Genomic DNA, 18268 nt, shown 5'->3' on the forward strand with positions numbered 1-18268 from the left:
TTATTCAATGACTTTTATTACCTTCACAGGAAAATCTTTTAAAAATCAAAAGCTATGTCTGTATCAGTACTATACTTAATCCCCTTATTTTTTATTGGTTTTATCATCTTGCTTTCTTCTTTCTTCATTGTAAAGCAACAAACCTCTGCTATTATTGAACGTTTCGGAAAATTTCACAGCATTCGAAATTCGGGGCTACAACTCAAAATACCTATCGTTGACCGAATTGCTACCCGAATGAGTTTAAAAATTCAACAATTAGACGTCATTGTAGAAACTAAAACGTTAGACGATGTGTTCGTAAAGCTAAAAGTCTCTGTACAATATGTTGTTATCAAGGAAAAGGTATATGAGGCTTTTTATAAATTAGAATATCCACACGATCAAATCACTTCATATGTTTTTGATGTGGTTAGGGCCGAAGTTCCAAAAATGAAGCTTGATGATGTTTTTGTAAAAAAAGATGACATTGCTATTGCCGTAAAACGGGAACTACAGGAAGCCATGCTAGATTATGGCTATGATATTATCAAAACACTGGTAACAGATATTGATCCTGATGCACAGGTAAAAAATGCCATGAACCGTATCAATGCTTCCGAACGTGAAAAAATTGCTGCACAATTTGAAGGGGATGCTGCCCGTATCCTTATTGTAGAAAAAGCTAAGGCAGAGGCAGAAAGCAAACGCTTACAAGGGCAAGGGATTGCAGACCAGCGTAGGGAAATTGCACGCGGGTTGGAAGAGTCTGTAGAGGTGCTAAACAAAGTGGGTATCAACTCTCAAGAGGCTTCTGCACTAATCGTGGTAACACAACACTATGATACTTTACAGGCCATTGGTGAAGAAACCAACAGCAATCTTATTTTATTGCCCAATTCTCCACAGGCAGGAAGTGACATGCTAAACAATATGGTAGCTTCTTTTACCGCCAGTAACCAGATTGGTGAGGCCATGAAAAAACATAATAAGGAAAAGAGTGAGGAATAGCTCTATTTAACTTTTTGGTTCCATATATCAACCCTGAAAGTTTTCAGGGTTTTTTATTCTTGTTTTTCCTGTAGCTTTGCCCACGTATCGCGCAATCCAACGGTTTTATTAAGCACTTGTTTTTGGGTCGTACTATCAGTATCTACACAAAAATATCCTAATCGCTGGAATTGAAAATGTGACCCTGGTTTACTATTTTCCATACTAGGCTCTATGTATCCTGTAATTGTTTTTAAGGAATTTTTGTTGATGAATTCCATAAAGTCTTTGTCTTTATGAGTATCTGGAGACGGGTCTGTAAACAACCGGTCATATATACGGATTTCTGCTTCTTTTGCATGAGCTACCGATACCCAATGTAACGTTCCCTTTACCTTTCGCATGCTTGCTTCAGTTCCGCTGCCACTTTTGCTATTTTCATCATAAGTACAATGGATTTCTATGATGTTTCCTGCTGCATTTTTTACACAATCATTGGCCTTAATGATATACGCATTTTTTAAACGGACTTCGCCTCCTAATTTCAATCGAAAAAATTTACGGTTCGCCTCTTCTCTAAAATCTTCACGCTCAATATAAAGCTCCCTAGAAAAAGGAACTTTTCTGTAGCCTGCACTTTCATCTTCCGGATTGTTTTCTGCTTCCAGCCATTCTTCTTTATCTTCAGCGTAATTGGTTATAATTACTTTTACGGGATCTAATACTGCCATTACCCGAGGGGCTTTTTTATTAAGGTCTTCCCGAACACAAAACTCTAATAGCGACACATCTATAAGGTTTTCCCGTTTAGCAATTCCAATAGTATCTGCAAAATTGCGGATCGAAGCAGGCGTATACCCTCTTCTGCGTAAACCTGAAATAGTCGGCATTCTGGGGTCATCCCATCCCGATACAACTCCTTCTTCCACTAATTTTAACAGTTTTCGTTTGCTGACAACGGTATGACTAAGGTTTCTTCGGGCAAATTCACGCTGTTTTGGCTTTACTAGGCTATCATCATAAATTTGCAACAAAAACCAATTGTAAAGCTCCCTATGGGGCAAGAACTCCAGTGTGCATAGTGAATGGCTCACTTGTTCTATATAATCACTTTCGCCATGTGCCCAGTCGTACATAGGGTAAATGCACCATTCATTTTCTGTTCTATGATGCAATTTATGTAGGATTCGGTACATTATAGGATCGCGCATCAACATATTGGGAGAGGCCATATCAATTTTAGCGCGTAATACGTGGGTGCCGCTATCAAAAGCACCTCCTCGCATTTGTTCAAATAGCTTCAAGTTTTCTTCCTTTGATCGGTTTCGATATGGGCTTTCTGTTCCTGAATGGGTAGGGGTTCCTTTTTGTGCTGCAATTTCTTCAGAGGTTTGGCTATCTACATAGGCTTTTCCTTTTTCAATGAGCATTATGGCCCAGTCATAAAGTTGTTGAAAATAGTCCGATGCATAGCATTCCTTGTCCCACTTATATCCTAGCCATGCTACATCTTGTTTAATAACTTCTACGTATGCTGTTTCTTCTTTTGCCGGATTTGTATCGTCAAATCGAAGATTGACAGGTGCATTGTATTGAATCCCAAGGCCAAAATTTAAACATATAGCACTCGCATGACCAATATGTAGATATCCATTAGGCTCCGGCGGAAAACGGAATCGTAATTTTGTATTCGGAAAACCATTTTTAAGGTCTTCTTCTATGATATTCTCTATGAAATTAAGTGATCGTTCCTCTTTTGTCATGTTATTTGTAAAAATTAGCGTAAAAATACGAAAAAGACTATGCTTTATGTTGTATAAAATGATTTTTCGAGTGCCTTATTTGAAAAAGAGAGACAACACCTCTCTTGTTAATAGTGGCGGTTATTTTGTTAATATCCCTCCTTGCTTTTGTTAATTATCTCTTCTTTGTTTGTTAATATTTTCATCTTCATGAGGCTGTTCAACGATATTTTATGTGCTTAATCTGTCTTTTAGAGGACTTTAAAACTTTTTTGTTTTTTTTATTCTCCAAATCAACAACAACCTAACCTATTATGTTTATGAACACTGTTCATTACAGCCCTTTTAATAGGATTTTATGCTTATTATTGCTTATTATCCTTAACGTTTTTTTAGTGGATGCCCAGTCCCTTAAAAAACCTGTATTGAACTTCTCTGCTCCATGTGCTTCTGAAAATTTCAATACTTTTTCTGTTGAATTTAATTGGGATCCTCCTCTAGTAAACACCGACAATATATTCATTATAGAGTTGTCCGGTCCTAATGGTAGTTTCACAAATTCTAAGCAGCTAGCTACGGCAACTGATAAAAATACTGTTTTTGCCTTTGACTTTAATTTTTCTTTCCCGGAAAACACATATGGGAGCGCATATAAAATACGTGTTCGAAGTACAAGCCCTTCAAAAATAAGCCCGGAAAGCGATGCTTTTCCTGCTTATTACCAGAATATAGACCAATATCTTGTCATTAATGAATTGGTAGATAATATAGCCCTCTGTGAGGGGGCATCTTATGTACTAAGCATAGATAACTTCCCTAACGAAACACGATACAGGTGGTTTAAGAATAGAAATATTTATCCTATTCCTAATGAAACTGGCCCGACTTTGGAAGTAACAGAAGAAGGGTATTATTATGTTGAGGTTGATTATGGGGAATTTTGTTCTTCCAATACTTCATCGAACGAGGTGGGTGTTTTCTTTTCCGAAATTCCTCCTATTACCATTAATGAGCCTTCCGAAATTATTATTTGTGAAGGGGGCTCAAAAACCCTTGAGACCAATATAGATGATCCTGACCTGAAATATGCTTGGTATAAAAACAATGTCCGTTTGGAAGGGCTCCCCTCGTATCAACCAACATTAATAATAAACACTGAAGGGGTTTACCATGTAGTAATAGAAAACGAGGCGGGTTGTTCCACAGCTTCTGAAACCGTATCAGTATTGATAAACAATATTAACGCCTCTATAGAAAATGCTGTCGATGCCTTATTGCTTCCGGGTGAAATTACTGAACTGCACATCTCTACAAATGCTCAAGAGCCTTCTTTTTCATGGTATAAAGATGGTGTTATTCTAGATGATGAACAAAACAGTTCCTTATTAATAAATGAGCCGGGAGCCTATAAAGTAAAAGTGCGCCAAAATGATGGTTGTTTGCTTGAGGCTTTTTCCGAAGAAGTTATTATTGGGTTTCCCGAGAAAATTTCTATGGTTATAGCCCGTGATAATTCATACGCGAGTTGTGAATCCGAACAGGTAGGGCTTTTTGTTTCTTCTATACGTGCCCATACCTCAGAAAACAATACCGTTGATGTTACTGGCCGTTTAATGACCAAATGTGACTATCAATGGTTTAAAGACAATCAAAACATTGTTGGAGAAACCTCCTCTTCACTTACTGTTCCAGGAGCATCAAAAAATGGAGATTATCTAGTAAAAGCTTCTTTATACAGTTTTGAAATTGTCTCAAACGCATTGAGCATAAAACTAAAACCGGAAGAAACACTTACTATTTCAAGTGACAATACAGTTCTCTGTAGTGGAAGTAATACTATTGAAATAACATCATCTCTTGAAGGCGCTGATTACAAATACACTTGGTACAAAGACAATTTAAAACTTTCTGAAACAACAAATGTTTTAACAACAAACTTAACCGGAACATATATTGCTTCTGTTGAAATAAATGGCTGTACAGTATTTTCCAATGAGTTAATTATTACTCCTTTTAATACTGATTTGGTAAAAATAAATGCTCCAAAAAACATTGTTATCATAGAAGGATCTCAAAAAAATGTAATTGCCTCAGGAGCAGATATTTATACTTGGTTTAATGAACAGGGCATCGAATTATCAAATACAACAAGCGTAACCCTTTCAGAAGAAGGAAACTATGTTCTAAAAGCATATATAGATGACTGTGAGGTAATTAAGCATTTTTCTGTATCGTTCCAAGAAAGCTTCGTTATCCCAAATATTATTAGCCCTAATGCTGATGGTATTAATGATTTATGGATTATCCCTGATAAATATGCCTTTAAAAATGACGTCGAAGTATTTATTTATGGCCCAAACGGAGAAAGCGTGTACCGCACTATGGGTTATCAAAATAATTGGCCTCAATCGAGCTTATCATATCCTGCAAACAAACCGGTATTTTACTATAAGATACTCCTAGGAAAAAAAATTCTTAAACAAGGCTCCATAACCCTAATACAGTAAAGAAATGAAACTTCATAAACTCCTGTTTTTACTTCTGGCCTTTTGTTCAGCCCTTACAGTTGCTCAAGAGGAAAACCCCTTTATTTCTTTTGAAATACCTTCACAAAACCTTCTAAAATTCAATAGGTTTTTAATTAATCCTACCTTTTCAACTGTTAGAGAAGACAATTCTTATATCAACTTATTCCACAGAAATCAATGGATAGAATTTGATGATTCTCCGGAAGTCTATTTGGCAAGTTATTCGGGAAGAATTGGCGACCGTATGGGGTTAGGACTAGGTGTTTATAAGCAGAAATTAGGTGTCATCTCCAACTTTGGGGCACTGGCTAATTATGCTTATGGAATAAAGCTTTCTGAAAAAAGCAATTTAACTTTTGGCTTTAATTTTTCTTTTTTCAATAGTGGTTTGGATAGGGGAGAGCTTTTTCCCGGAATGCCTGATCCGGCATTAGAATCCATTCAAGATAACGCTTTTTTATCGTTTCAACCTGGATTTAACTTATCTATAGGAGCTTTTGATTTTGGGCTCTATGCAGAAAATATTGTAGACTATAATCTACGCACAGGAAAATCTGTAACTGATTTTTCTGAAAAAACATTCTCTGCACATGCCATGTACACAAAAAAGTTTAAGAAGGACGCAGGAGTTCTTCAAGACGCCAGAATGTCCCTATTGACAAGAGGGCGAAAACAAGGCGACAGAGACGCAAACCTCTCCGGAAGTTTGATTTTAGACCTTCCAAAAGTTGGGTGGGTTCAAGGAGGATATGATGATTTTTATGGTGTATCAGGAGGGATTGGTTTTAATATTACAAAGCGGCTATCGCTCGGCTATACTGTTGAAAAAGGGCTTAGTGATGGTATTCAGAACCTAGGAACTACTCATGAAATTTCTTTTGGGTATTCATTTCAACCTAATTTAACGGAAGACCGTGTTTTGCTAGAAGAAAATAATGATAAACTTGCTCTGATAGAAGAAAAAGTAATTAGCAAAGATGAAGAGCTGAACAAAAAAGATGAAGAAATAGCTGCCTTAAAGAAAAACCTTGACGAAAATAATATGGTTATCGCCGAGCTTATATTAAGACAAGATTCTTTAGAAAAAGCCATTAACAATGATATCGAGAAACGATTTTTTCATCTTATAAAAAGCATGAAAAATGATACCCCTAACAAATACCGGACAAAAATTGCTTATGAGAAGAAAAAAGAGCAGCCTGGAAAAAACAGGGTCTATAATACAAGCTACAAAAATGATTTCATAAAGCAAGCAAAAGTCAACAACATAAAACAACAATCTTTTAAAAATCTAAAAGGGGTGGTGAATGGATATTATATTATTGCAAATGTGTATAAGGGTGATTATTATCTTAATAAATTTATCAAAAAACTTAAAAATGATGGTTTCGAAGTTGATTATTTCATAAATCCAAAAAATAACATGAAGTATGTATACTTAAAAAGATTTGATAATTGGCAAGAAGCATTAACTGCATACAAATCAAGTCTTAACAACACATATCATGAAGCGATTTGGATTATGAATGTTGAAAATAAAAAAACGCCACAATATGCTACAAACAAAAACAATGCTCTTGTAACCAAAAGCACTCCTAAGACAGAAAAAGAACGCATTACATCTCCTATAAACACCCCTCTCTCTTATACAGAAAATAACAAAAAAAGTGTTTCTTCTGATCCATCGGTTACGAATACCTCCAACCGAATCACAGCCTCAACAAAAAAATATAAGAATAAAAGCAACGGCGCTAAATTAACAGACAAAACTAAACCTTTACTGCCTAAAAAAGACCCAGAACCATACAAAACAGCCTATTTTGACCTTGAATCAAAAACAGAAGAAGAGATAAAACAATTATACTCCCAAAACACCCCTATAAAAAGAAAAACTGCTAAAAAAGGGCCTGTTTTGACTGCAGGTTCTTTGGACGAAGGGTATTATATTATCACAAATGTTTTTGAAATTCCAACAAATGCTATTAAATTTGTTAAATATCTAAACTCCAAAGGTTTAGATGCAGACTATTTCATTAACCCGAAAAATAATTATAGATATGTATATATAAAAAAGCATCTTACATGGAATAGTGCCCTTGCCTCATACTATTCTAATGTGAACAATTCCTATTTCGATGAAATATGGATCATGCGAGTGAACACTAACTACGTCTTATGATAAAAACCTACCAATACCCCAAACACCCCATCAGACTGTTAGCTTGCATATTCTTTGCAAGCTATGTTGCTTCTTATAGCCAAGTAGCCAATCCGTTTGATATCCGATACCAAAATAACGTTAAAGGTGAAATTACCTTTATATCCAATAATATTCTAAATAGGCTTTCCGGCCCGGGAGATAATGACCCTAACCAAGCGCCTAATGACCCATACAACTTAACGGGCAATGCATCATGGTACAATGACTGGTTTAATATGCGTTACATAGATGTGGATACTGATGCCTCCACATTTAGTTCCAGCAGTGCCACGTTGTCCATACCCGACCCTAATTGTAGTAGAATTGTATATGCCGGGTTATATTGGTCTGCGGTGTACCGGTATAATGAAGGGTTTTCAACATTTCCAGGGAATGGTGACGGTATTAGGGAAAATGATTTTAACCAAGTAAAATTACGGGTTCCCGGTGGGGTTTATCAAGATATTACTGCTGATGAAATCATTTTTGATGGGCTAGGTGACCCCGATTTTGGCGTAAACAGCCCATATACCTGCTATGCTGATGTTACATCCATACTAACTGCACTGCCCAACCCTGATGGGGAATACTTTGTAGGGAATATTAGGGCAACCAATGGCTATATAAATGGCGGTGGATCTGCCGGATGGACGATTGTTATTGTTTATGAAAACCCTACTTTACCGGGAAAATTTATCACCACTTTTGATGGTTTTGCCGGAGTAGATTCCGGAACAGGGGTTGTTGATGTAGATTATACGGGCTTTAATACATTGCCTGCGCCCTTACCCGTAAGGGCCAATCTTAGTATCTTAACATTAGAAGGGGACAATAGAATTACAGGAGATCAATTAGCGATACGGGCCAACAGCAACCCTTCTTTTACACAGCTTAGCAACACTGTAAATCCTGCCACTAATTTTTTCAACGCCAACATCACTATTGATGATGCTATTGTAACCACCCGAAACCCAAATAGTATTAATACTTTAGGACATGATGCCGATCGTTTTGCCATTTCAAACCCACTAAACTCTGTCATTCCAAACGACGAAACAGCAGCTACGCTTCGTATAAGTTCTACCGGAGACCGGTATTATGTATACTTTAATGCACTTGATGTAGAGATTATAGAGCCATTAATAAACTTATCAAAAACTGTAGAAGATGGGGCCGGGAATGATATTGGAGGGGGCGGCGTTTCTCTAGGGCAAGAAATAGTTTATGTGCTTAACTTCCAGAATGTAGGAAATGACGATGCCACAAATTATACGATAAGAGATGTGTTTCCTCCCAATGTGGTATTTCCTCCCAACGGGACTATCCAAGCAGGAGATGTTATTTTCCCTGCTCCACTAAGTGCCACAGAAGAAGTCACCTATGTCTTTGACCCTGTTACCAACGAAATTACTTTTAGTATCCCTGATGGCTATATAGAAATTGGAGATCCTGAATATGAAATACGCATAAAAGTGCGTGTGGTAGATAGTTGTAGCGAATTGCGGGATGCCTGTTCCAATATTATACAAAATCAGGCTTTTTCTACTTATCAAGGAGTATTGAATGATAATGTGATTACTGATGACCCAAGCTTTTCAGGGTTTGATAATTGTAATTTTGGAATTCCGGGAGCTACTAATTTTTTAACAGATTTAGATAACTGTGATTTCACAAGAGATGAAGTATTATGCGGGAACAGTATAACTATAACAGCCGGTGCAGGCTTTGACACCTATGTATGGACAGATAGTGCCGGAAATGTCGTTGGCAATACGCAAAGTATCACCGTTTCTGCTACAGGAACCTACACCGTTACCAAAACAGCGCCGGCACCATGCCTTAGTTTTGATGAAACCGTTAATGTAGTGTTATTCGGAAATACTGCTACAAACCCCGTAATTCCTTTTGCTGATGAAGTAGCCACGTGTCCTAACGATGGTGACGACCTGCCAAAAATATTCCTTTGTGGGCTGAACGATAGCCGGTTTATTGATACTGAAATAACCGATTCAAATAACATTGTTTGGCAACGGTTGGATGAATCCAGTTGTCCTGCCGTGGGAATTGATGATTGTGCCAATAAAAACCAAACCTGTACATGGATAGATGTGAAAACAGGCAACGATTTCAATGTCAACCAAGAAGGGGAATATCGTTTAGTGATTAATTATCAAAATGGGTGTTTCAACCGGTTTTATTTCAACGTTTCCCAAAACTTGTTAAGCCCCTCTGTTCTTGCAGAAGATATTATTTGCAATACGCCTGGAGAAATTATTGTGACCAATGTCCCTAGCGATTATGAGTATAGTTTAGACCCTGCCGGACCCTATCAAACAAACCCTGTTTTCAGTATCAATACTGCAGGAACATATACCGTATATATCCGACAGCAAAACTTGGGTGCAGGAAGTTGTTTATTTTCTGTTCCAAATATTGATATCCGTGAACGAGATTTTTCCGTTGACCTTATCACTGAAGACGTTTATTGTGGTGGAACCCTAGGAAGTATCCGGGTTCAAGTAAACGATGTAAACCCACAATACTATTATGAGATTTCACAAGGAGGAACCGTCATCGACAATTTCGGCCCTTCTAATGATAATGACTACACTTTTTCCAGTTTAAACCCAGGAACTTATACGGTTACCGTAAACACAGATGATGGTTGTGTTTTTACGGGAAACACAACCATTCGGGATTTTTCTGATCTGGCCCTAACAGCTACCGTTTCACAAAATGTCTCCTGTAGGGAAGGGAACATACAGATGAACGCTAGTGGGGGACAAACGCCTTATAACTATGCTATTTATAGTTATAATGGTGTTTTAGTAGACCCTGCAGATTATCAATTCCAAACAAGTGTTATTTTTGATGTTTTGCTTGGAGAACAGGGAACCTATGAGTTTATTGTTGTAGATAGAAATAATTGTACTGCTGTTTCCAATCCTGTTACCATTATTGTGGAGCCTGATGCAGAATATACCTCAACAATAACAGACATTTCTTGTTTCGGGGCTAATGACGGCTCGATTATTTACACGCTCATAAATGACAATGGCTTTAATGTAACTTTTAGTATTGACGGGGGGCCTTTTTTGTCCTCTGGAAATTTCACAGGACTCGCTCCCGGAGACCATGAAGTGATTGTAAGGCTTGTCAAAGGAAACAGAACTTGCGATTTCCCTGAAACACATACCATAACAGAACCCCCTCAAATAACAGGAAACGCTGCACTTACGCAAGATTATACCTGTATCTCTAATGGTGTTATTGAAGTACAAAATGCTTCCGGAGGTGTTCCACCATACGAATATAGCCTCAACGGAGGGGCTTTTCAAGCGTCTGCTATTTTCAATGGATTAACGGATGGGAACTATAATAATATTACCATTAGGGATGCTAACGGCTGTACCACTATCGTGGCCCCTGTTGTCATTGATCCTTTAAACCCTATTACAGACATTACTTTTAATACTTCTGCCATTTCATGTGGTGCAGACACTTCTACAGTAACCCTCACACCTGTAGGGGGAACGGCTCCATTTATTTATGAAATAACAGCCCCTGCCGGAAGTATCATAAACAATGGAAGCAATAACACTTTTACCAACCTTGATGCCGGAACATATACCTTTTTTGTGACAGATAATGAAGGGTGTACCTACCAAGAAAATTTAACAATTGACCCTCTTGTTCCATTAGGGATCATTGCATCAAAAGTAAATGATGAAACTTGCTTAGGCAGTGCTGATGGAGCATTAACATTTACGGTAAGTAATTTTAATGGGTCATATACCTATTCTGTTAATGGCGGGGCCCCTATAACCACTACAAATGCAACTGTTACATTAACAGGCCTTGCTCCCGGGAACTATACGATCGTTGTAAATGACCCTGCCGGGCCATTTTGTACCGCTACCTCTTCAACAATTACTATTAATGCGCCTCCTAGCGATCTTTCATTAGTAGCTTCTATAAGCCCTATCACATGTACAACACAGGGCAGCATCACAGCAAATGCTTCAGGAGGTTGGGGCGGATATGAATATCAACTTACCGGCCCGGTAACTGTTCCTTATCAAAACAATAATACATTTAGTGGATTAACTGCCGGAAACTATACCGTTTCTGTAAGGGATAGCCAAGGATGTGAAGAGTTTGTAAATGCCGTTTTAGTTGCTGCTACACCTCCGGATCTTGCTATTGCTGCAAATGATCTTTGTTACGATCCCACTGTAGGGCTCACCATTACAGCAACGATTACTTCCGGAGGTCAAGCACCCTTTCAATACAACATTAACGGAGGTGCTTTTCAAAACAGCAATACATTCACCGGACTTACCCCGGGAACTTATACCATTTCTGTTGTGGATCAGCTAAATTGTACAGACTCTGAAACCCTTATCATAAACCCTGCTTTAACTGCCGTAGCAGTATTGACTAAAGACCTAGACTGCTCACCTATACCAGATGCCTCGATAAGTATCAATGTAACCGACGGATATCCTCCATATATCTATGAAGTCTCTAATGATGGAGGGGTAAATTATGCCTTTATTGCGGGCTCTCCATATACGACAAACGCCGCAGGAGATTATCAATTTAGGGTAACTGATTCGCAAGGGTGTGTAGTAGAAACCAACGTTATCACTGTAACACCTGCATTAAACCCTCTTGCTCCTACAATAGTAACACAAAACCCATTATGTAATGGTGATACTAATGGCTCCATTGTTGTAACCTTGGATACCTCTCAGGGAGTACCTCCTTTTGAAGTAAGTATTGATGGGGGAGCAACTTTCTTTAACCAAACCTCTTTCTTCGGCTTAGGAGCAGGAAATTATGATGTGGTTGTAAGGGACAGCAAGTTGTGCCTTTCTCCTGTTACAAATGTTGCATTAACTGCCCCTCCGGCATTAACAGCAACAGAAACCATAACCCCGATTACATGTGACCCTGTTTTAGGAAATGTTCTTGGCGGAATAGATGTAACATTAATGGGGCTAGGAACTCCAAATTATACATATTCCTTACTTGATAGTGGAAATAATGTGCTGCAAACATTCGGGGCTACCAATGCTATTTCTCATTCCTTTACCGGCTTAGATTTTGGGAATTATTACATTGTTATTACCGATGCTAATAGCTGTGAGTATAGAAGTGGCCCGCATCAAGTAGCAAGTCCTCCTGATGACCTTGACATAGACACTACTATTCCTGTTGTAAACTGTGTGACGGGTGCTACCATAAATATTGAGGTAATAGGAGGTGTTGGCCCTTTTGGAATCCGAATTTACAATTCCGGAGCGCCTTTTGGTGCTTTAAATGGATTGCCTGTAAGTAGTGGTATTCCTGAAAGAAATCATCAAATTAACGGTTTAGTTCCTGGAGTTAGTTATGTCTTTGAAGTAATTGACACGTCAACAAACTGTACTTATATAGAACAGGCAGACCCTGTTCCAAATCCTTTTGCAGTAACCGTAAATGCTGATGATATTCAAAATGTATCTTGCTTTGGTAATGCTGATGGAGGGGTTACCTTTACTGCAACGGGGTATACCGGAACATCCTTGGAATACCAAATCTTTGAACAATTGACAAATAACCCTGTAACTGTACCTGTAAATGTAGGCCCTGTGGCTGTCGGCGGGCCATATACCGATACTATAAATAACCTCCCTCCAGGGGACTACTATGTTTTGGTTACAGAAACAGATCCTGTGCCTGCCTCTAATCAATGCTCTGCATCTGCATCTTTTCGCATAGAAGGCCCTGCGGCTCCATTAGCTATCATTGCTACTTCAACTCCTGCTAATTGCTTGGATGTTGGGCAAATAAATGCAACTGCTTCAGGTGGGTGGGGAAATTATGAATTTGAGTTACGGCAAGGAGCAGCAATCATAACGCCTTATAACCCAAGTGGGGTGTTTACCAATTTAGCTACCGGAAATTATGATGTTTTTGTACAGGATGATGAAGGTTGTGAGGTTTCTACACCTGTTTTTGTAGACGTGGATACCCCTCCAACAATAACCTCTATAGATGTATCTGACCAATGTACTTCTACAACGGGGATTTTTACTATTGATATTAATACCACTAATGGACTTGCTCCATTATCGTATAGTATTGACGGAGTTACTTTTGTAAGTTCTTCTTCTTTCGTCCTTGCTACTGGAAGCTATACTGTTACTGTAAGGGATGCGAATGGGTGTACCGACACTGAAGCTGTCGATATTTTCCCTGCACTAGACCTCTCTGTTGCTATAACAGCACAACCTTCTTGCCTAAACAATGATGGTAGCATTACAGCTACCGGAAGTGGTGGCTCCGGAAACCTTGCTAATTATCAATATGAATTACTAGATGCACTAAATAATGTCTTACAAACGAATAATACAGGGGTCTTTAACGGATTACAAGGCGGTATTAATTATTCCGTTAGGTTTTTAGACCTTACTGTTGGTATTCCTCCTTGTACAATACAAGAGGCCATCTCTCTAGAAGTTGCTACGCCGGTAACTTTATTGCCAACAGACTTTACTCATATTACCTGTAACGGTGCTAATGATGGAACAATAACCGTAAATTTACAACCTGCCCCGGCAAATGACAACCCGCCATATTCATATACAGTAGATAACGGGATTGACCCGCCTATAACACAAAGTACTAACATATTTACCGGTTTAAACCCCGGAAACTATACCATCACAGTAACCTCTAATAGAGGCTGTGTTGATGCAGATAATGTCATCCTAAACGAACCGTTGCCGTTAGCCGCCACAGCCATCGTGACTGCTGAGTTTGCTTGTAATCCTGATAATACAACAAATGCAGCAACTATCACGGCTACCGCTACGCTAGGCACCGGTACCAGCACCGGAAGTTATTCATTTAGCATAGATGGCATTAACTTTTTCAGCAATGGAGATGAAAATTATACATTTGATGTGGCCACTCCCGGGGCATATACCATTACTGTAAGAGATGACAACGCCTGTGAAACAACGGTTCCTGTAAACGTAAACCCGTTAGTAACATTTACCATTGATGGCATTACACAAGCTACTCCTATTACCTGTGCTAACCCCGAAACCGTTCAGGTAGCTATTTCTGGAGGATCGGGAGATTTTACGTATGAATTACTACCCTCCGGACCTGTCCAAGTAAATAACAATAGTTTCAACTTGCCTGTTCCTGACACCTATACCTTTCAGGTAACCGATAATGTAACAGGGTGTTTTAGCACTATATCCTATACAGTACTTCCTTTTGATTTCTTAGATATAAATGCGGCTACGGTTGCTAATATTACTTGTTTTGGTGATATAGATGGTATTGTTGATTTAACAGTAACCGGCTACACCGGAACCTATGATTATGAAGTGAGGGATTTAACAAACGCTTTGGTTGCCGGAGGAAATGATACTGCACCGGGAACAATCCAAATAACCAATTTGCCGAGTGGAACATTTACGGTTACGGTCACAGAGACCCAAACACCATTTTGTCAAGAAGTTACCAATGTTATTACGGTCAATTCTCCTTCAGCACCATTAGCAATGGTATCTGATATTACCAATGATCTCAGTTGTGCTGATAATGACGGACAAATTACCGTTACTGCATCCGGAGGGTGGGGTAGCTATGAATATGAACTAACGGGTCCTGTCACTATCCCTTACCAAGCCAATAATGTGTTTAGTGGATTAACTGCCGGAAATTATACCATTTCTGTAAGAGATGCGAATGGGTGTATCGTAAACGATGTTGAAACGCTTGTTTTACCTACACTAATTGTAGCTTCAGCTGTTCAGGAAGATGGAATTTTATGTGCAGGAAATGCTACGGCAAGTATCCGAGTAACAGCAACAGGAGGTGCTCCCGGAATTGACCTAACCGCAAATTATCAATATATTCTAAACTTCTTAGACAATGCAGGGAACATCATTGCCAGTTCAACAGCTCAAAATACAGACCTGTTTACAGACTTGCCTGCAGGAAACTATAGTGTAACAGTCTTAGATGCGCTCAATTGTGGCATGACAACTACACCTGTTACTATTGGAGAACCTACTGAGGTGCTTGCTTCACTTGCATTGCAAACAAGCCCCACCTGCTTGATTGGTGCCGAGGTACAACTTTCCGCTGCCGGAGGGACAGGCCCTTATAGTTATAGCTTGGATGGCACTACTTTTTCAGGAAATTTTGCTTCTTCAATAACCTTGCCCGTAGCTGTCGGAAATTACCAATATTATGTAAGAGATACTAACGGGTGTGTTTCCAGTCTTTCTAACCAAGTATCCATTGATATCATACCTCCCCTTGCCATTGTTCCGGAAACAACTGTTGATATCAATTGCAATGGAGAGGCTACAGGATTAATTCAGGTAGCTGCTTCCGGCGGATTGGGCAGTTATCTATTTACGCTTTTAGCTGACGATCAAGTTACAGAAGTCCGCCCTCCACAAACAGATGACATATTTAGTGGTCTTTTTGCCGGCGATTATTACGTTCGGGTAGAAAGTAATGATTGTGTAGAATTATCAGAGCGGATAACCATTGCACAGGGGGTTCCATTAACTGCCCGGGAGCCTGTTGTTGTTAACCCACTATGTTCTGACGATACTGGTCGGATCAGTATTCAGTTAGATGGAGGAACTGGTGTTTATCAGTTTGCTATTTCTCCTAATCTAAATGAATTTCAGCAAGAAAATACGTTTGATAACCTCACTCCGGGAATGTATACCATTGTTGCACAAGACTCTAACGGATGTCGTCCGTTTACTTTCCAACGAGAAATTGTAGCTCCACAACAGTTAAGTGGATCTGTAGTAAACATTCAACCCGAATTTTGTGCAGGAGACAATGATGGGTTTGTTGAAGTGGGCATTACCGGGGGAGCTCCTCCTTATGCTACCAGGTTGGTCTCTAACAATCCAAATTTGCCGGATACCGGTTTTGTACAAGGGCAAACGCTATTTACAAATCTTGCCGGAGGGTTTACGTATGTCGTATTGGTTCAAGACGCCAATGGTTGCGAAAGCCAAATAGTAGCAGAATTAGATGCCGGGGTAGCTATTAATGCAAATCCGGTGGTCGAAAGTATTTGTACCACAAATGTCCCTACAAATAATATAACGGTTACTGTAGACCCAAGCGTTGAAAATGATGTTATGTATGCATTGGATTCTAATGATGATAATGACTTACAGCTTAGCAACACATTCAACGACATAGCCCCCGGAACCCATTTTGTAAGAGTGGTGCACACAAATTCTTGTGAGCAGACCGTAACATTTACTATTGAAGCAATAGAGCCTTTAGGTTTAACAGCTGTACAAGGTACTATTAACGAAATTGTAGCCACTGCATTCGGAGGAGTCGGTGGTTATGAATATTATTTTAACGATTATTATAATGGCAATGATAACAGCTATTTTATAAGTGAAACAGGGGATTATGACGTAAGGGTCGTAGATGCCAATGGTTGTGTTGCTTTAGCAACCATCTTCATGGAGTTTATTGATATTGAATTCCCTGACTTCTTCACCCCGGATGGGGATGGAAACAATGATTTTTGGCAACCACGAAATACAGAAGGCTTTCCAAACGTTATAAGTAAGATCTATGACCGGTATGGCCGATTGGTTGCCGAACTAAGACAAGACGAGGCTTGGTTGGGAACTTATAATGGCACGCCATTGCCAACAGGGGATTATTGGTATGTGGTAAAATTATATGGCGAAAACGACGATCGGGAATTTGTGGGGCATTTTACACTATACCGATAACAACCTATGCAAACCATGAGAAAGACACTAATCGCTTTCATTTTTTGTTGTGTAATGTTTACGTCACATTCACAGGAGCTTACTTTGCCAACTTTTACACAATATCTGGCGGACAATGCTTTTGTGATATCGCCTACCTATGCCGGTATTGGCGACTATATAAAAATCCGGTTGAACGGGTTGACACAATGGGTGGGTGTAAAGGATGCGCCCGATACACAATCGCTGGCCGCTGATGTCCGCATAGGAAACCGATCAGGAATTGGCGGGTTGTTTTATAATGACCGGAATGGGAACACCCGTCAATCAGGGGCGCGGATTTCTTTTGCACATCATCTTACGATTGACCCATATGACGATCATTACCTTTCTTTTGGGTTATCATATAACCTCAATTTATTCCGAATTGATATTGAAAATTTTGATCCCAACAACCCGGATCCTTCGGTAACAGATGACCGTTCGACCACCAATCATAATTTTGACGTGGGTGTGTTGTACCGGTTAAAAAACTTTTATCTAAGTGTAAATGCTTCTAATATTCTAAACAAAGACTTGAATTTATTTGCTATTTCTGAACCCAACAGACTTCGTAATTATTATGTTTATTCCGGGTATAAATGGAAAAAATCCAAAAATAGTGATTTGGAGATTGAGCCATCTGTTTTCTTCCAGCTATTTGAAAATGACGGCCGTTCTAGTACCGATTTTAATATAAAAGTGCGTTATTATGACTTTGAAGATTATTATTGGGCGGGCATTTCATACCGTTTTTTAAACGATCAGTTTTTTGACCCTTTAAATGTCGGGCCCATGGTCGGGCTTAAAAAAAGCAACTTTTACTTCGCTTATTCATATCAACTCATCCTTAATGAAATTTCCGGGTTTAATTCCGGAACGCATATGATTACCGTTGGGGTTGACCTTCTTCAAGGTATTAGTAATTGTAGTTGTACTTATTAAGTACTTTTAATGGTACTATATTCTTGTTCTATGTATTTTTGTAAAAATAAATATTTAGACTTAGGGCTG

General features: G+C 38.9%; 6 protein-coding genes. 5 read left to right on the top strand and 1 reads right to left on the bottom strand.

Going from position 1 to position 18268, the window contains the following annotated elements; genetic code table 11:
* The first annotated feature begins 54 nt into the window (after positions 1-54).
* Positions 55-990: an SPFH domain-containing protein gene (locus WBG21_RS07110; protein ID WP_340076275.1), complete on the top strand. Its 936-nt coding sequence runs from the start codon at positions 55-57 to the stop codon at positions 988-990.
* Between the two features lie 53 nt (positions 991-1043).
* Here WBG21_RS07110 and WBG21_RS07115 read toward each other — a convergent pair whose 3' ends face one another.
* Positions 1044-2732, bottom strand: coding sequence for a glutamine--tRNA ligase/YqeY domain fusion protein (locus tag WBG21_RS07115; RefSeq protein ID WP_340076278.1), 1689 nt, complete (start codon positions 2730-2732; stop codon positions 1044-1046).
* A 299-nt stretch (positions 2733-3031) separates the two neighbouring features.
* Between WBG21_RS07115 and WBG21_RS07120 the strand changes: the two genes are divergently transcribed.
* The 4 genes from WBG21_RS07120 to WBG21_RS07135 are packed head-to-tail and all read left to right on the top strand — an operon-like array spanning position 3032 to position 18199.
* Entirely contained in the window at positions 3032-5218 is a 2187-nt protein-coding gene (locus WBG21_RS07120) for a T9SS type B sorting domain-containing protein (RefSeq protein ID WP_340076280.1), read from the top strand.
* 4 nt (positions 5219-5222) lie between these two features.
* Complete coding sequence (locus tag WBG21_RS07125) at positions 5223-7418, top strand: PorP/SprF family type IX secretion system membrane protein (RefSeq protein ID WP_340076282.1); 2196 nt, start codon at positions 5223-5225, stop codon at positions 7416-7418.
* Positions 7415-17236 (top strand): T9SS type B sorting domain-containing protein, encoded by a 9822-nt coding sequence (locus WBG21_RS07130; RefSeq protein ID WP_340076284.1) that lies wholly within the window; start codon positions 7415-7417, stop codon positions 17234-17236. Before WBG21_RS07125 ends, WBG21_RS07130 begins: the two co-directional genes overlap by 4 nt.
* A 15-nt stretch (positions 17237-17251) precedes the next feature.
* Positions 17252-18199 (top strand): PorP/SprF family type IX secretion system membrane protein, encoded by a 948-nt coding sequence (locus tag WBG21_RS07135; RefSeq protein ID WP_340076286.1) that lies wholly within the window; start codon positions 17252-17254, stop codon positions 18197-18199.
* The last annotated feature ends 69 nt before the right edge of the window (positions 18200-18268 follow it).

It is taken from the genome of Leptobacterium meishanense (assembly GCF_037645805.1).
Taxonomy (GTDB): domain Bacteria; phylum Bacteroidota; class Bacteroidia; order Flavobacteriales; family Flavobacteriaceae; genus Leptobacterium_A; species Leptobacterium_A meishanense.